This window comes from Methylomonas koyamae, from assembly GCF_006483455.1.
Lineage (GTDB): Bacteria > Pseudomonadota > Gammaproteobacteria > Methylococcales > Methylomonadaceae > Methylomonas > Methylomonas koyamae_B.
This window is the reverse complement of sequence record NZ_PPPU01000038.1, coordinates 14,371-30,237: the sequence shown is the minus strand read 5'-3', so window position 1 is coordinate 30,237 and position 15,867 is coordinate 14,371. Positions and strand designations below refer to the sequence as shown.

At 57.0% G+C, this 15,867-nt stretch carries 19 protein-coding genes; 6 read left to right on the top strand and 13 right to left on the bottom strand.

The features are described 5' to 3' along the window. Window positions 1-17 precede the first annotated feature (17 nt). A complete protein-coding gene (locus C2U68_RS17740) occupies window positions 18-1,256 on the bottom strand; it encodes a diguanylate cyclase domain-containing protein (RefSeq protein ID WP_140913803.1) in 1,239 nt (412 codons plus the stop codon). A 199-nt stretch (window positions 1,257-1,455) separates the two neighbouring features. Between C2U68_RS17740 and C2U68_RS17735 the strand changes: the two genes are divergently transcribed. The 6 genes from C2U68_RS17735 to C2U68_RS17710 all read left to right on the top strand — a co-directional run bounded on the left by C2U68_RS17735 (window position 1,456) and on the right by C2U68_RS17710 (window position 6,160). Next, window positions 1,456-1,938: a transcriptional repressor gene (locus C2U68_RS17735; protein WP_140913802.1), complete on the top strand. Its 483-nt coding sequence runs from the start codon at window positions 1,456-1,458 to the stop codon at window positions 1,936-1,938. 210 nt (window positions 1,939-2,148) lie between these two features. After that, on the top strand, window positions 2,149-4,104 hold the full coding sequence (locus C2U68_RS17730) for a BRCT domain-containing protein (protein ID WP_140913801.1): 1,956 nt from the start codon (window positions 2,149-2,151) through the stop codon (window positions 4,102-4,104). Next, complete coding sequence (locus tag C2U68_RS17725) at window positions 4,101-4,880, top strand: hydroxymethylpyrimidine/phosphomethylpyrimidine kinase (RefSeq protein ID WP_140913800.1); 780 nt, start codon at window positions 4,101-4,103, stop codon at window positions 4,878-4,880. Before C2U68_RS17730 ends, C2U68_RS17725 begins: the two co-directional genes overlap by 4 nt. Next, entirely contained in the window at window positions 4,877-5,488 is a 612-nt protein-coding gene (gene thiE / locus C2U68_RS17720) for a thiamine phosphate synthase (RefSeq protein ID WP_140913799.1), read from the top strand. Before C2U68_RS17725 ends, thiE begins: the two co-directional genes overlap by 4 nt. Before the next feature lie 17 nt (window positions 5,489-5,505). Next, on the top strand, window positions 5,506-5,712 hold the full coding sequence (locus C2U68_RS17715; protein WP_054763253.1) for a dodecin: 207 nt from the start codon (window positions 5,506-5,508) through the stop codon (window positions 5,710-5,712). Between the two features lie 10 nt (window positions 5,713-5,722). After that, window positions 5,723-6,160: a nucleoside deaminase gene (locus C2U68_RS17710; RefSeq protein ID WP_140913798.1), complete on the top strand. Its 438-nt coding sequence runs from the start codon at window positions 5,723-5,725 to the stop codon at window positions 6,158-6,160. 7 nt (window positions 6,161-6,167) lie between these two features. Here the strand turns inward: C2U68_RS17710 and C2U68_RS17705 are convergent, their stop codons facing one another. From C2U68_RS17705 to C2U68_RS17650, 12 genes are all read right to left on the bottom strand, one after another. After that, entirely contained in the window at window positions 6,168-6,716 is a 549-nt protein-coding gene (locus C2U68_RS17705) for a methylated-DNA--[protein]-cysteine S-methyltransferase (RefSeq protein ID WP_222101930.1), read from the bottom strand. Next, the gene (locus C2U68_RS17700) at window positions 6,709-7,710 is read right to left on the bottom strand and encodes a hypothetical protein (protein WP_140913816.1); all 1,002 of its coding nucleotides are present in this window, start codon (window positions 7,708-7,710) and stop codon (window positions 6,709-6,711) included. Before C2U68_RS17700 ends, C2U68_RS17705 begins: the two co-directional genes overlap by 8 nt. Window positions 7,711-7,842: 132 nt before the next feature. Beyond that, window positions 7,843-8,766 (bottom strand): 1-aminocyclopropane-1-carboxylate deaminase/D-cysteine desulfhydrase, encoded by a 924-nt coding sequence (locus C2U68_RS17695; protein ID WP_260839389.1) that lies wholly within the window; start codon window positions 8,764-8,766, stop codon window positions 7,843-7,845. Further along, a complete protein-coding gene (gene folP / locus C2U68_RS17690) occupies window positions 8,766-9,581 on the bottom strand; it encodes a dihydropteroate synthase (protein ID WP_140913795.1) in 816 nt (271 codons plus the stop codon). Before folP ends, C2U68_RS17695 begins: the two co-directional genes overlap by 1 nt. A gap of 123 nt (window positions 9,582-9,704) precedes the next feature. Then, entirely contained in the window at window positions 9,705-9,923 is a 219-nt protein-coding gene (locus C2U68_RS17685) for a Nif11-like leader peptide family natural product precursor (RefSeq protein ID WP_140913794.1), read from the bottom strand. Between the two features lie 202 nt (window positions 9,924-10,125). After that, window positions 10,126-10,614 (bottom strand): flavin reductase family protein, encoded by a 489-nt coding sequence (locus C2U68_RS17680; protein ID WP_140913793.1) that lies wholly within the window; start codon window positions 10,612-10,614, stop codon window positions 10,126-10,128. Window positions 10,615-10,709: 95 nt separating this feature from the next. After that, window positions 10,710-12,206 (bottom strand): lysine--tRNA ligase, encoded by a 1,497-nt coding sequence (gene lysS / locus C2U68_RS17675; RefSeq protein ID WP_140913792.1) that lies wholly within the window; start codon window positions 12,204-12,206, stop codon window positions 10,710-10,712. A gap of 33 nt (window positions 12,207-12,239) precedes the next feature. Continuing rightward, window positions 12,240-12,608 carry a DUF5615 family PIN-like protein gene (locus tag C2U68_RS17670; protein WP_140913791.1) on the bottom strand — a complete coding sequence of 123 codons (369 nt, stop codon included), beginning with the start codon at window positions 12,606-12,608 and terminating at the stop codon, window positions 12,240-12,242. After that, entirely contained in the window at window positions 12,605-12,835 is a 231-nt protein-coding gene (locus C2U68_RS17665; RefSeq protein WP_140913790.1) for a DUF433 domain-containing protein, read from the bottom strand. The genes C2U68_RS17670 and C2U68_RS17665 overlap by 4 nt, the downstream gene beginning before the upstream one ends. 29 nt (window positions 12,836-12,864) lie before the next feature. Next, window positions 12,865-13,962 (bottom strand): peptide chain release factor 2, encoded by a 1,098-nt coding sequence (gene prfB / locus C2U68_RS17660; protein ID WP_140913788.1) that lies wholly within the window; start codon window positions 13,960-13,962, stop codon window positions 12,865-12,867. Window positions 13,963-14,031: 69 nt separating this feature from the next. Next, a complete protein-coding gene (gene lgt / locus C2U68_RS17655) occupies window positions 14,032-14,820 on the bottom strand; it encodes a prolipoprotein diacylglyceryl transferase (RefSeq protein ID WP_140913786.1) in 789 nt (262 codons plus the stop codon). Window positions 14,821-14,914: 94 nt separating this feature from the next. After that, window positions 14,915-15,862 (bottom strand): LysR family transcriptional regulator, encoded by a 948-nt coding sequence (locus C2U68_RS17650; RefSeq protein WP_140913785.1) that lies wholly within the window; start codon window positions 15,860-15,862, stop codon window positions 14,915-14,917. Window positions 15,863-15,867: the final 5 nt, after the last annotated feature.

Sequence of the window (15,867 nt, the reverse complement as noted above, 5' to 3'; positions counted from 1 at the left end):
GCCGGCCGCTTCGCTGTTTATTCCCGGTAACGTCCGACCCGGTTCCGACCCGAAGCTTTGGCGTCGTACAAGGCTTGGTCGGCACGATACAGCAAGCTATCGAAGGCTTGATCGTGGCCCGGAATGATGGTCGCCACGCCGAGACTGATCGTCACAAACTCGGAAATCTTCGAATCCGGATGCGGCATCCGCATGTTTTCTACCGCTTTCCGCAGGATTTCCGCCAACACCAGGATTTGGTCGGCGTCGCATGCCGCCACCACACAAAACTCTTCGCCGCCGTAACGGGCGATCAAATCGCCGGGCCGGCGAAAAAACCGCTTCAAGGTTCTTGCCACCTGCCGCAAACACTGGTCGCCTTCCAAATGCCCCAGATTGTCGTTGTAGGATTTGAAAAAATCGATGTCGATCATAATCATCGACAATGGGTATTGATGCCTTAACGCCCGTTTCCACTCGCGCTTGACGAAAGCGTCGTAGTAGCGACGATTCGGCAGTAATGTCAGCGAATCCAAATAGGCCAATTGCAGCCGGCTCTGGGCTTTGTCCAGTCGTTTGCTCAGCCGGGCTTGCGCCAAATACGACAATAACAACACAATCAAACCGATCAGCGCGACGATAGCATGCGTGATCACCAAATGCTCCACCCGCTCGTTGACGAAACTATCCAGGCTGGAGGCCGGTATATTCACGCTGACGCCACCCCTGACGTCGCCCAGCTTGTATCCGTCTTGATCGTGGCATTTCAGGCATTCCGGTTCGACCAGCAACGGCGCCATATAGCGGTAAAACGGTTTACCGTCGATCATGCCGGACCCGCTGACGCTTTTTTGGCCTTGCTTGAACGCAGCCATCGCTCCGGCCTCCCAACTATCCGGTTTGTTCTCCGGCCGCAACGGTTCGGTACTGGTGATATGGAAGTTGATACCGCTTTGACTCTGGCTCATTTCCGCCAACTGCCGGGTCATGAATGCCGGATTGATCAAAGTCAGCTTGACGCCTTCCTTGGTTTCGACATCGCGGTTGGGCACTTTCAAATAAGGATTGGGTTGCGTGCCTGGATCGATCGGAACGTACACGCCGCCGTGCGAGGCATTCCACTTTCTGACCAGCACAATGTGATCGAAAAACATTTCGGCCTGACGGGTGGCGATATTTTGCGCGTACTGTTTGGTGTCCATTACTTGCTGGTATAGGTTCAGGCTAAGCAGCATTAGCCACAGAACCGCATAAACCAGGAACGTAATCCGTCTCATCAATTGCCTCAAAAAATACTTGCCACCACGCCGTGCTCCTCACCGGCCGCGTATCCAACAACCATACTATGGCGCCCGTGGAAGCGCTGTCACATCATATCAGCAGACAACTTCGATATGAATTGAAATGGCCTGTTGATGCTGGCACTATAAACAAGCCGGACGCCCAAATGAATGAACCTTATCACTCTTCCAGCAAATGACAGAATCAGAACGTATCAGCCACGCGGAACACGACCACAACCAATGCATTCGAAAAGCGATAAGTGTAGCGGAACAGCTTTGCTTGTCACGCGGCGTGCAGTTAACCCCGATCCGGCACAAAATTCTGGAGTTGATTTGGAACAGCCACAAGGCGGTTAAAGCTTACGATCTGCTCGACCAAATCCGCCCGGTCAACGATGCCGCCAAACCCTCGACCGTCTACCGGGCGCTGGATTTTTTACTGGAACAAGGCCTGATTCACCGAGTGGAAAGTCTTAATGCTTTCGTCGGCTGCCATTGCTCCGGCACCCAGCACGACCAACTCTTGCTGATCTGCACCGCCTGCCATACCGTAGAGGAGCGCGCCGCCCCAAACGTACTGAGCGCGCTGGCGGTGGAATTGACCACTGCCAACTTCATCCCGCAGCGGAAAACCATCGAGATACACGGATTGTGTAAATCCTGTAAACCTGCTTAGACCACCGCGTCAGAAAAAGCGGACAAACATTGACCTGGGTCAATGCTTTTATCGGCTAAAGCCCTAAACTGCAGCCATGTCGAACGCTTTCCTACCGTCGACATGATCCTCTTGAAAGATAGATGCCTGGCGGGCGAGTTTACTCTCCCGCCTTTTTTTTGCCGCGCGATCCTCCTATAATCGCCGCCCTACCCACTCCAAACCACCCGCATGCTCAGCGACAGCCAAAAACGCCTGCTCCAACAAACCGGAGACGAGTTGCAGGACATCGGCGAACACCGTTTTTGCGAGCTGTGTCGCCATCCGCAGCAAATCGAATCCACCGCCGACAACGAGTTGATCGCCTTTTTGAAAGTCGCCAACGCCCTGTACCGCGGCGGCGAACCGGCGATCAGCGACAGCGACTACGATTTCGTGTTTCTGGCCGAACTGAAACAGCGCCACCCCGAACATCCGTTGCTGCACGAAGTGGAGCCGGAACCGGCCTTCGCCGGTAAAACCGTCGATCTGCCGGTGATGATGCTATCGACCGACAAGGCTTACAGCCGCGACGAAGTCGAACGCTGGGCGGCCCGCATCGAAAAAGCGGCGGAAGAACTGGGCCAGAACTTTGCCGAGCTGCAATTCAAAATCACGCCAAAACTGGACGGTTACGCCGCCTACGACGACGGCCGCATGCTGTATACCCGCGGCGACGGCCGCAAAGGCCAGGACATCAGCCGCGTGTTCGAGCGCGGCCTGCAAGTTGCCAACCAAGGCCAGCGCGGCCTGGGCGCCGGCGAAATCGTGGTCAGCCGCAGTTATTTCGATCGGAACCTGGCCGACTTTTTCGACAACCCGCGGAATTTTCAGGCCAGCGTGATCAAGGAAAAAGAGCTGGACGAACACGCCCAACAAGCCATCAACGACCATGCCGCGGTATTTTATCCGTTTGCGTTACTGCCGGCCTGGACGGGCGCCTGGGCCGAATTGATCGCCGACTTCGAAAGCCACGTCAAAACCATCTGGCATAAAGTCGACTACGACGTCGACGGCGTGATTCTGGAAATCGCCGACGAGGGATTGAAAACTTACTTAGGCGCCACCCGCCACCACCACCGCTGGCAGTTGGCGTACAAGGAAAACCTGGAAACCGCCGAAGTCAGAATTTTGCATGTCGTGCCGCAAACTTCGCGCTCGGGCCGGATTACGCCGGTCGCCGAGCTGGAACCGACCCGACTCAGCGGCGCCCTGCTGTCGCGGGCCACGGCCCACCATTACAAAATGGTGCTGGACAAGGGCATCGGACCCGGCGCGCTGATCCGCCTGGCACGTTCCGGCGAGGTGATTCCGAAAATCGAGGCGGTCATCCGCCCGGCCGAACCCGACATCCCCGAGGCCTGTCCCAGTTGCGGCCACGCTTTGATTTGGGATAACGACTACCTGCTTTGCCCGAACAACCTAGCTTGTCCGGCACAAATCAGCAACAGCATGGAGCATTTCTTCAGGGTATTGAAAAACAACGACGGTTTCGGCGCCGCCAGCATCAAACGCCTGTACGAACATGGTATCCGCCGCGTCGACCAAATCTACGCCCTCAACGCCGAGCAATTCGAAAGCATGGGCTTCGGCCCGAAACAGTCGCAAAATCTGGTCGACCAGTTGTTGCGCAGCCGGCGCGAAGCGGTCGAAGACTGGCGCTTCCTGGCCGCGTTCGGCGTGTTCCGCATGGGCTTGGGCAACTGCGAACGTTTGCTGGCCCACTACCCCCTGCAAGCTATCTTCGAATTGAGCGAAGCCGATATCGTCGCGATCGAAGGCTTTGCCGAAAAAACTGCCGCCGTGATTACCGAAGGCTTCGCCAATATCAAACCCTTGTTCGACAATTTAATGGCGCTGGGATTTAACTTACAGGCCAGTCAAGCGCAACCCGACGAAAACGCACACCCGTTGGCCGGCAAAACCCTGGTATTTACCGGCACTTTGCACAGCGGCAGCCGCGACGAGCTTAGCAAACAAGCCAAAGCCAAGGGCGCAAAAGTCGGTAGTTCGGTATCGGCCAAGACCGACTATCTGGTGGCCGGCGACAATGTCGGCGCCAACAAAACCAACGCCGCCCGCGAAAAAGGCGTCGCGGTAATCAGCGAACAGGAATTTGTGGCCTTGCTAAACGGAGACACAGCATGAGCCGGCCGATCATATTGTGTTTTTCCGGCCACGACCCCAGCGGCGGAGCCGGGATTCAAGCCGATATCGAAGCCATCGTCAGCCACCGCTGTCACGCCGCCAGCATCGTCACGGCATTAACCGAACAAGACAGCCGCAACGTCAAAAAGCTGATTCCGCAGCGCGCGGAGGATATTCTCAGCCAAGCCGAAACGCTGTCAAACGACTTCATAGTTGCCGCCTGCAAAATCGGCCTGATCGGCGACGCCGAAGTAGCCAGAGCGATTGCCCAGGTATTGCGGCAATATCCGACCGTTCCGGTGGTACTGGACCCGGTGCTGGCTGCCGGCGGCGGCACCGAGTTGGCCGGCCGGCAGTTGATAGACGTCATCGTCTCCGAACTACTCCCGCTCACCACCTTACTCACCCCCAACAGCGATGAAGCCCGCCGCCTCTCCGGTCAAACCGATCTGGCCGACTGCGCGCACTGGCTGCAACAGCGCGGAGCCGAGTACGTGCTAATCACCGGTACCCACGAAAACTCCGAGCTGGTACACAACCGTTTATACATGCCCGACGGCCTCAACCAAACCTTCAATTGGGAACGCCTGCCCTACCACTACCACGGCTCCGGCTGCACGCTGGCCAGCACGATTGCCGCGTTGCTGGCCCAAGGCCTGGACATGTTCACCGCCGTCAGCGAAGCCCAGGAATTTACCTGGCAATCCCTGGCTGCGGCCTACCTGCCCGGAAAAGGCCAACATCATCCGGACCGGCTATTTTGGGTGGAGGCATGAAGTTTCCCGGCAAAGGCCTGTACGCCATCACCCAACCGGACGGCAAATCCATTGCTCAAGTCGTCGCAGACGTTGAAGCGGCGTTACGCGGCGGTGCCGCCGTGATCCAATACCGCGACAAAAATCCCCTGGATGCCGGCAAACTGGCCGCCGCGCTGTTGGCCGTTTGCCACGCTTACCGGGTGCCGCTATTGATCAACGACAGCGTCGAATTGGCGCTGGCGGTTGGTGCCGACGGCGTGCATTTGGGCCGCGACGACGGCGATCTGGCGGCCGCCAGGACCGCATTGGGGCCCGACGCGATCATCGGCGTGTCCTGCTACAACGACATCGGCAGAGCGACAGCGGCCGTCGCCGCCGGCGCCGATTACGTGGCCTTCGGCCGCTTTTTCCGTTCCGGCTCCAAGCCATTGGCCGCGCCGGCCGAAATCGGCACGCTAGAAATAGCCAAGCGCAGCTTGCAAGTCCCTATCGTCGCGATCGGCGGCATATTGCCGGAAAACGCTGGACAGCTATTGGCAGCCGGTGCAGACTTACTCGCCGTCATCGGCGGCGTATTCGACGGCGACCCGTTCGCAGCCGCGCGCCGTTTCCAGGCATTGTTCTAATTTTTGCGGAGGCCGCCATGCCAGACCATGTCTACCAAAAAATCGAATTAACCGGCTCGTCCACTGTCAGCATCGAAAACGCGGTGGAAAACGCCGTGGCCAAGGCCGGCGAATCGGTGGCCAATATGCGTTGGTTCGAAGTAATCGAAACCCGCGGCCATATCGCCGACGGCAAAATCGCCCACTGGCAAGTCACGATCAAAGTCGGTTACACGCTGGATTAAAGCGCCGGTTATGGACGCCTTTCTGCAAGCCGCGATCGCCGAAGCTGAAGCCGGTTTGGCGGAAGGCGGCATCCCGATCGGCTCGGTGCTGGTTTATCAGAATCGTATCATCGGCCGCGGCCATAACCGCCGGGTGCAACAGGGCAGCGCCATTCTGCACGGCGAAATGGATGCGCTGGAACATGCCGGCCGCTTACCGGCCCAGGTCTACCGCGACAGCGTGCTCTACACCACCTTGTCGCCTTGCGCGATGTGCAGCGGCGCGATTTTGTTATACGGCATCCCGCGCGTCGTAATCGGCGAGAACCAAACCTTCGTCGGCGAAGAAGAATTACTGCGCCAACGCGGCGTAAGGCTGGAAATATTCCAAGACCAGCGCTGCATCGAGTTAATGCGGGATTTCATTGCCGCCCGTCCCGAACTCTGGAACGAAGACATCGGCGTCTAAGCCTCGCCTAACGGCGGGCGGTCAAAGCCTCGCGCTCGCGTTTCAACAACTCGGCTTTGCGTTCGATTCCCCAGCGGTAACCGGCCAGTTTGCCGTCGCTGCGAACCGCCCGATGGCACGGCACCGCCAAGGCCAGCGGATTGGCGGCGCAAGCCGAGGCGACCGCACGCACGGAGCGTTCCGCACCGATACGGCCGGCGATAGCCTGATAACTTAGCGTCGCACCCAACGGAATCTCGCCTAAAACCTGCCACACCCGCCGCTGAAACGGCGTACCTCGCAAATCCAAAGGCAAGGCCAACCCCTTAGCCGGCTGCTCGATAAAAGCGATGATTTGCTGCAGCCATGCTTTGCAATCCACATCGCTCGCACCGATTTCCGCATCCCGAAATTGCAACCGGAGTTGGTTGACCAGCGTATCAGCGCCGTCGCCCAGCGCGATCGCACAAACGCCGCCTGCCCCGCCGGCGACCAGTACTGCCCCCAAAGCACAACTACCGACGGCATAGCCGATGCCGTAGCCGTTCCGGGCGATTCTCGGCGACGGGCTAGACACCGCTAAACCGAATGTAGCGCCGCAACGGTGAACCGGCAGTCCAGACGAAGGCTTCGGTGTAGTAGTGCATCAAGGCCAGATAACCTATCAGCCCCAAGGTAACCGCCTTGTAGACTTGTGTCGCGAACAGGGTTTGTAGCAACAGATTGACCAAGCCGTCGCCGTAAGCCTGCAACAGGTAAGTCAACATAAACGATAACAGCGGCAATACCACCGCCGCCGGAATCCGGCAGCTTGCGGCAAACCGGAACAATGCGTTTTCCGGGCGGATGCCGTGGCGGTTGACGTCGTGGGTCACGTAAAAACTATAGGCGGTAATGTCATGCACCAGGCGCGGCATCAAAATTGCCAAAAAATAATACTGCTGGCTGTAGACGTAACAACTGGCGACCACCAACAAGGTATTCGCCCACAAAAAATACCAGCCCAAACGGTTCGACACGTAGCGTTGGCACACCAGCGTAGAAATACACAAGGCCGCAGTCAGCAATACCGCAACCTGCAACACCCGGGCGGCTGGTTCCGGCTCCAGGCTGTTGTGCATGAAGATGCCGATATAGGTAAAGATTCCGGCGCTGACGCTGAGCCACAATTGCAGATAAAACAACCGGTTCGGCAAACGGCACACGGCCTTGGCGACGCCGTGCTGTTGTTTCAACACATGGTAAACCGTCCAGCAGGCGCTGATCAGATACAGCACCCGGTACGGAATAAACAGGCTGCCGACCCCGAAAAACAGCACGATAAAGCCGGTCATGCCGATCAGCTTGTTTTTGTAAGTCGCCAGATACTCGGTGTGGCTGGCCAGCAGTAAATTACTGGCGATGATATGCGGCGTGCCGAACAAGACTTGGAACAACAGGAAATGGCTGGGACTGGTCGGCAAGGCTTCGCGCAAGGCGTGGTCGAATCCGGCGCTATCCAGCCACACCAGCACCAAACTCAGCGGTACGATGGCGTACAAACCGAGCAGAAAACGGAACGACACCGCCATCGGCCGGGCTATGTCGGGTTGGGGGTTGGTCAGGCTTACTGTCGCCACGGTGCCACCTATCGTTATTATTTTGGGCAGCCGTTATTATCGCTATTTTGCCCCGCGACTCAATACGCTTGGTTTTTCTGGCGGTTAAGCGTTACCGCGCTTGCCTTGCAAGCCGCCGGTATGCATCGCAACGATACGATGCCCGGCCGGAAAATAGCCGCGCGCGATCAAGTCGTATAGCGCATATAGCAATTTACCGGTGTAAACCGGTTCCAGCTCGATAGCGTGCCGGTTTTGAAAATCTACGATGAAATCGAGCAATTGCGGGGTGGTCTTGGCGAAGCCGCCGCAGTGGTAATCAGTCAGAATCCGCCATGCGGCATCGTTGGCAGCGCCAGCAGCATCCAACAAGGACTGGATATCTTCGATCAGGAATTCGCCGCCTTTCAGCGCGGCGACGCCGATCAATTCGGTGCCGGCCGGCGTAGCGCCGATCAAACCCGCCAACGTGGTGCCGGTGCCGCAGGCAACGGCCAGAGTATCGAAGCCGATATCGATTTCGGCGACCGATTCGGCGACGCCCTGCAACGCCAAATCCAGCGCTCCGCCTTCTGGCAGCCAATATTCTCCCGGTTTAAGGCCCGGCAGGCTGTCGGGGGTCCTAAAGGCGCGCAATTGCCGATAGTGCTGGCGCGACAGAAAACGCAGCTCCATGCCCCAGGCCACCAAATCCTGCAACGTTGGATTCAGTTCCGGCGGCCGCTCGCCGCGAATGTAGCCCACCGTGTTTAAGCCCAAAACACGGCCGGCGAAGGCCAAGGCATGCAAATGGTTGGAATAGGCTCCGCCCATGCTGAGTACGGTATCGGCGCCCCGATACAACGCATCGTTCAGGCTGTATTTGAGTTTGCGCCATTTATTGCCGGACACGACGGGGTGCAGCAGATCGTCGCGTTTCAGCCAAAGCTGGATGCCGCGCCCGGATACGATCGGATCGTCGACCCGCGTCAACGGCGACGGCTGCAATTGAGTTTGAAAGGCTTGCAGCCGCGGATGTAAGCCGCTCACTACGCCGTTTTGATCGCCCAGACCACATCGATGGCTTGGCGATTGGCTTTGACGTCGTGCACTCTAAACATCCGCACGCCGGCCATCACGCCCAGCGCCGTGGTTACCGCCGTGGCGGTGACTAGCTCGGCGGGCTGTTCGACATTGCAGATGTTGCCCATGAAGCGCTTACGGCTGGCGCCCAACAGCACCGGATACCCCATCGCAACAAACCGCTGCAGATGCGCCAATAGCTGCAAATTATCCTGCTTACGCTTGCCGAAACCGATACCGGGATCGATGGCGATATTCTGCGCCGCAATCCCGGCATTCAAAGCCGCATCGATGCGTTGTTGCAAGGCTGCCGCCACCTCCTCGACGACATTCTCGTAGTAAGGGTTCTCCTGCATGGTTTTCGGCGCGCCTTGCATGTGCATCAGAATGATGGGCATGCCGCTGCGGGCGGCGAAAGCCAACATATCACTATCGCCCTGCCCGGCCGATACGTCGTTGATGATATCGGCACCGGCATCGCGAGCGGCCGCCGCCACTTGGCTGGACATGGTATCGATGCTGATTCTGAGCGTCGGATCGAGTTGGCGAATTGCACGAATAGCCGGTACTACCCGGCGAATTTGCTCTTCCGCGGTGACCGGATCGGAGCCGGGCCGGGTCGACTCGCCGCCGACGTCAATGATGTCGGCACCCTCGGCGATCATTTTCTCGGCTTGGCTCACGGCTGCCGCCACACCGGTAAACTTGCCGCCGTCGGAAAAACTATCCGGAGTCACATTGAGTATCCCCATCAACTGGGGCCTGGCGGTGGGATTGAACATGTGGAAAAGCTCCTCGAAGACAGCCGGATAGTTTACCGCCTTGGAGTCGTTTTGGGGTTACCGGCCGCAACAGCCGGTTGGGAAACCGCCCCGCGCCAAGCGGCGAGAGGCGGTCGGGCTCGCTTAAGCCCTGAGCAAGGCCTTGACCAGTCTCTCCGACAGCTGTTCCTCAACGAATTGCGGTTCATTTGGCGGATATAACGAGACCTCATCGATCTCAAAACCGTATTCCTTGCCCAGTAAAATCAACTCTTTGATTTTCAAGCAAGCTTTGAGCTTTTCTTTCAAAGCCTCATCGGCTTTGGCTTTCTCGGAAAATTCTTTGATAACCTTTACTGACATTGTTAACTCCGTGATAACACTAAAAATGGATAGAATCCATTTACACGGAAGCAAAATTTCTGCCAGTTGTGAAATCGGAAATACCGCTGCTTTCGCGGCGCTTTAACGGGACCCGCTAACCGGGTTCAATATTTTCCCTTACAAATCTTGGTAAATTTGTCGCAAACCCAACAATGCGACAAATCAGCAAACCGCCCGCCAATTAGTCGGTCGCAGCCACCCGCCGATACGCGGAATGGTAGTAAAGCAACGGATCACCATCGCGGCAGACAACGCGGTCGACTTCGCCGATCACCACCCAATGGCTTCCGGCCTGGATTTGCTGCACCACCCGACATTCCAAAGCCGCCAGCGCTTCGTCCAAGACCGGCGCACCGTTTTCTCCGGCTTGCCAGGGTACGGCAGCGAACCGTTGCTCCTGCGTGGTACTGCCGGCAAACTGGTTGGAGACGTCTTCCTGGCTTTCGCCGAGGATATTGACCGCAAAGCGGCGACTCTCCAACAGCGCAGCGCCGGTATCGGTCGCCTGATTCAGGCACACCAGAATTTGCGGCGGCTCCAGCGATACGCTGCTGAAGGCGGTGGCGGTCATGCCCTTAGGCTGGTTTTCCCGGCTCAGAGTGGTCACCACCGTGACGCCGCTGGCCCATAATTTCAGCGCATTTTTGAATTGTTTGGCTTCGACACTCATGATGATTCACTTCCCGTAAGATTAATTTTCGCGATTGGCGGCCGCACAAAACCGGCAACGGCGCGGCCTTAGCCGGTGTTACGCCAATTATTCCGTCAATGTTTAGGCCGCATATGCGGGAACAGCAACACGTCGCGGATACTCGGCGAGTTGGTGAACAACATCACCAACCGGTCGATACCGATGCCTTCGCCGGCCGTCGGTGGCATGCCGTGTTCCAGCGCGGTGATGTAATCGGCGTCGTAATGCATGGCTTCGTTATCGCCGGCCTCTTTTTCCTCGACCTGCTTGCGGAAACGCTCGGCCTGGTCTTCGGCGTCGTTCAACTCGGTGAAGCCGTTGGCAATCTCGCGGCCGCCGACGAAGAACTCGAAACGGTCGGTGACGTGCGGATCATTGTCGTTGCGCCGCGCCAGCGGCGACACTTCCACCGGATAGGCGGTGATGAAGGTTGGGTTCATCAAACGGTGCTCGACGGTTTTCTCGAAAATCTCGATCTGTACCTTGCCCAGGCCGTAACTGTCTTTGACCGGTATTTTCAGATTTTCGGCAACCTTGACTGCCGCTTCGCGGCTGGTCAAATCGGCCAGCGTCAAATCGGGATTAAAGTGCAGAATCGACTCCAGCACCGTCATCCGCGCAAACGGCTTACCGAAATCGTAAGTTTCACCTTGGTACTCGATTTGAGTGTTACCGACGATGTCTTCAGCAATACCGCGCAGCATGGCTTCGGTCAAGTCCATCAAGTCGCCGTATTCGGCGTAGGCCTGATAGAACTCCAGCATCGTGAACTCCGGATTGTGCCGGGTCGACAGACCCTCGTTACGGAAGTTGCGGTTGATTTCGAACACGCGCTCGAAGCCGCCGACTACCAAGCGTTTGAGATACAGTTCAGGCGCGATGCGCAGATACAACTCCATGTCCAGCGCATTGTGAAAGGTCGTGAACGGCCGCGCCGTCGCGCCGCCCGGAATCACCTGCATCATCGGCGTTTCGACTTCCAGGAAGTCGCGGGCCACCAGAAAATCGCGAATGTAATTGACGATTTTCGAGCGCATGACAAAGGTCTTGCGCGCCTCGTCGCTCATGATCAAGTCAAGGTAACGCTGACGGTACTTGATCTCCTGGTCGGCGATGCCGTGAAATTTTTCCGGCAACGGCCGCAAGGCTTTGGTCAGCAGGCGAATGTCGTCGACCTTGACGCTGAGCTCGCCGACCTTGGTTTTGAACAAGGTACCTTCGGCGCCGAGAATGTCGCCGATATCCCACTTTTTAAACTGGTCGTTATAGACGCCCTCCGGCAGGTTGTCGCGCGCCACATACACTTGAATCTGGCCGGACATGTCCTGCAAATGGCAAAAACTGGCCTTGCCCATGATGCGGCGCGTCATCATCCGTCCGGCAATCTTGACCCTGATCGGCTCGGCCAACAATTCCTCTTCGGATTTTTCGCCGTATTCGGCCAGCAATTCTCCGGCCACTACGTTGCGGCGAAAATCGGTCGGAAACGCAATGCCTTCCTCGCGGATGGCATTCAGTTTTTCCCGGCGTTGTTTAATCTGTTCCTGTTCGTCGTGTTCGAGTTCTGACATGTTTTTAAAAACTAAAGCAAAAATAAAAATTAACTATCGGTCCAGCGGCAGCAAGCGCACCCGTTCACGTAACTCGTCGGCAACAACCAGAGCGCCGTTCTCGAGTTCGGTATGAAAACGCCGCAACAGCTCGATTGCCCTCGGTCCCAACGCTTGCGGTGCAATGTTTTGAGTGCGAATTTGAAACACACTGGGCGATTCAGCACCCGTCAGCGCCAACAAAGTCCCGAAGTCCAAATCATGGGTAAAAACCACGGCGCCATTCTCGCGCGCCCATCCAAACAACACGTGATCAGCGGAATTTGCTGCGCCTATTTCTGACCAATGCAGCGCCTCGAAACCCGCGCCAACCAACACCGGCACCCACGTCGGCGACAAGTTCATATCCAGCAATAGTTTCACGCCGCGTGCAAAGGCAATTCGATCTCCTCGGCTCGCCAAGCCGCAAAACGCAACGCCTCGGTGATATCGTCAGCCTCCAAATAAGGGTATAAATCGAGAATCTGCTGCACCGAATAACCGCTGGCAACCAAACCGACCACAGTACCAACGGTGACCCTAAGGCTGCGTATGCAAGGTCTCCCACCCATTAGACTCGGGTTGAAAGTAATCCGTTGAAAATTTTTCATCGCGCCCTCCGGTTCAGGTAAGGTTCGTTTTACAACCCGCTCTTCAAGCTCGCCTCAATAAACTGATCCAACGCCCCGTCCAATACCGCCTGGGTATTGCCGGTTTCGACGTTGGTGCGCAGGTCCTTGATCCGCGATTGGTCCAGCACGTAGGAGCGAATCTGGCTACCCCAGCCGATGTCGGATTTTGAGTCTTCAATCGCCTGCAAGCCTTCGCTGCGTTTCAGCATTTCCATCTCGTACAGCTTGGCTTTGAGCTGCTTCATCGCCGTGTCTTTGTTTTTGTGCTGCGAGCGGTCGCTTTGGCATTGGGTGACGATGCCGCTGGGCGCGTGGGTAATCCGCACCGCCGACTCGGTCCGGTTGACGTGCTGGCCGCCGGCGCCGCTGGCGCGGTAGACGTCGATCCGCAAATCGGCCGGGTTGATGTCGATTTCGATATCATCGTCGATTTCCGGCGAGACGAACACCGACGCGAACGAAGTATGGCGGCGGTTGCCGGAATCGAACGGCGATTTGCGCACCAAGCGGTGCACGCCGGTTTCGGTACGCAGCCAACCGAAGGCATACGGGCCCTCGAACTTGATCGTCGCGCTTTTGATACCGGCGACGTCGCCCGGCGATTCTTCGATCAGTTCGGTTTTAAAGCCCTTGGCCTCGCCCCAGCGCAAATACATGCGCTCTATCATCGATGCCCAATCCTGCGCCTCGGTGCCGCCGGAACCGGCCTGGATATCCAGAAACGCGTTGTTGGGGTCCATTTCGCCACTGAACATGCGCTGGAATTCCAGATTGGCAACCTGTTTCTCGTAGCCTTCCAGATCGCTGGCGACGGTATCGACCGTATCGGCGTCGTTTTCCTCGACCGCCATTGCCAACAACTCCTCGGCATCATTCAGGCCTTGCTCCAGATCCTTGATGGTATTGACGATACCTTCCAGCATCGCCCGTTCCTTACCCATCGCCTGCGCCTGTTCCGGTTTGTTCCAGATCGCCGGATCTTCCAGTTCGCGCAAAACTTCCACCAACCGTTCGCTTTTGCTGTCGAAATCGAGATAGTTCTTCAACCCGGCGCTACGCTCGCGCAGATCGGCAATCTTGTATTTAATCGGATTAATTTCTTGCATGAACCTATGCTCAAACAAAACGCCGGGCAAAGAACCCGGCGCAGATAAAAAACCGGTGATTATAAACGATTAGCCGACCGGTTTGGATTCCCGCGTGCGGAACGACCAGACGATACAACCGATTCCGGCCAATACAAACGGCACGCTCAACAACTGGCCGGTGGTGATCGCCATACCGTTGTCGTACATGGCTTGCTCGGTTTTAAAGTACTCCAGTACGAAACGGACGCTGAACAGCATCGCAATAAAGCTGCCGAATACGAAGCCGGGCTGGCCGCCGCGCTTGGTATAAATTCGCAATGAAACGACATAAACCAGCAGATAGCAAAACGCTTCGTAAAGCTGCACCGGATGGCGCGGCAAGTGGTCGACACGAGAAAACACCACACCCCACGGCTGCGCAGTCGGGATACCCAGAATTTCGGAATTGAAAAAATTGCCGATTCTGATCAAGGCGCCGGCCAATGCAGTCGGAATGCTGACCCGGTCCAGCAACCAGAAATAGCTATCGCCGTATTTGCGCCGATATAGATACAACGCCAGAATGATGCCCAGGGTGGCACCGTGGCTGGCCAAGCCGCCCTCCCATACCGCCAGGATTTTCAGCGGGTGCGACAGGTAATAACCCGGATCGTAAATCAGCGTGTGCCCAAGCCTGGCGCCGAGGATGGTCGCGATCACCATATACCAGAGCAAGGTATCCAGTTCCTCGACGTTCTTGCCTTCGCGCTGGTAAATCCATTGCATGGTCAAAAAGCTGCCGACGAAACCGCAGGCAAACAACAAACCATACCAGCGAATTTTTAAAAAACCGAAATCGACCAGAATCGGATCGATATTCCAGATCAAGTGTTCCATGACAGTGACGCGCTTGGTTGAGATCGTTAAAGGTTACTAGGTTACAAAAACCGGGGCAAATCGGCCGCCCCGAACCGAGCCTCAGCGAAGCCGCCTAAGCGCGGCTAACAGTGGCCGAGTCCGAAACGGGCGAAGTATCGGACAACAAGCCGAACAAGCCTTTTTGCGCCTGCTCCAAAATCGTATTCACCAACGGATGCTTCAGCCGCCGCTGTGCGGTCACTGCATAAAACCGCTCGACCACGCCGTCGGCGATGCCCAACGTGCGCACTCCGTATTGGTTCTCGATCGCCTCCGCCACCGCCAGCGGCGAGAAAAACAAGCCGCTGCCGCCGGCGCCGAAGGTCTTCAACAAGCCGCTGTCTTCGACCTCGACCTGCACCGTCGGACTGATTTGATTGACATCGAACCATTGGTCCAACGAGCGGCGCAATGCGGTATTAGCCGTCGGCAACAGAAACGGCGCGCCGTTCAGACAACGCGGAAAGTCGCGGCGGTAACGTTCGGCCAGCGCCGGAGCGGCGAAAATCGCCACCTGCGACTCGCCCAGAAAATGGTTGAATACTCGAGCACCGGTGGCCGGCGTGGCCGGTACGTCGCACAACACCAGATCCACGCCATGCAGGGCCAGCTCCGCCAGCAGACGCTCGGTCTTGTCCTCCAGACAATGGATTTGAACCGGCTCGGCCATCCGCAACAAAGGCTCGACCAAACAGTAAGACAACAATTTCGGCAATGCATCGCTGATACCCAAATTCAGGCGCATGCCGCGGCCGCCGCCGCCTTTCAGCATGTGCGTCAACTCGCGCCCCAGACTGAATATCTCCTCCGCATAGTGAAATACCGCACGCCCGGTATCGCTCAACACCAATTTCCGCCCCTGTTTGACGAACAATTGGCAGCCTACGGCCTGCTCGAATATCGCCAATTGGCCGCTGATGGTAGGCTGGGCCAAATGCAATACCTCGCAGGCAGCACTGATGCTGCCATGTTTGGCAACGACCCAAAAATAGTAAAGATGCTGGTAATTGATTCTATCCACGGCCT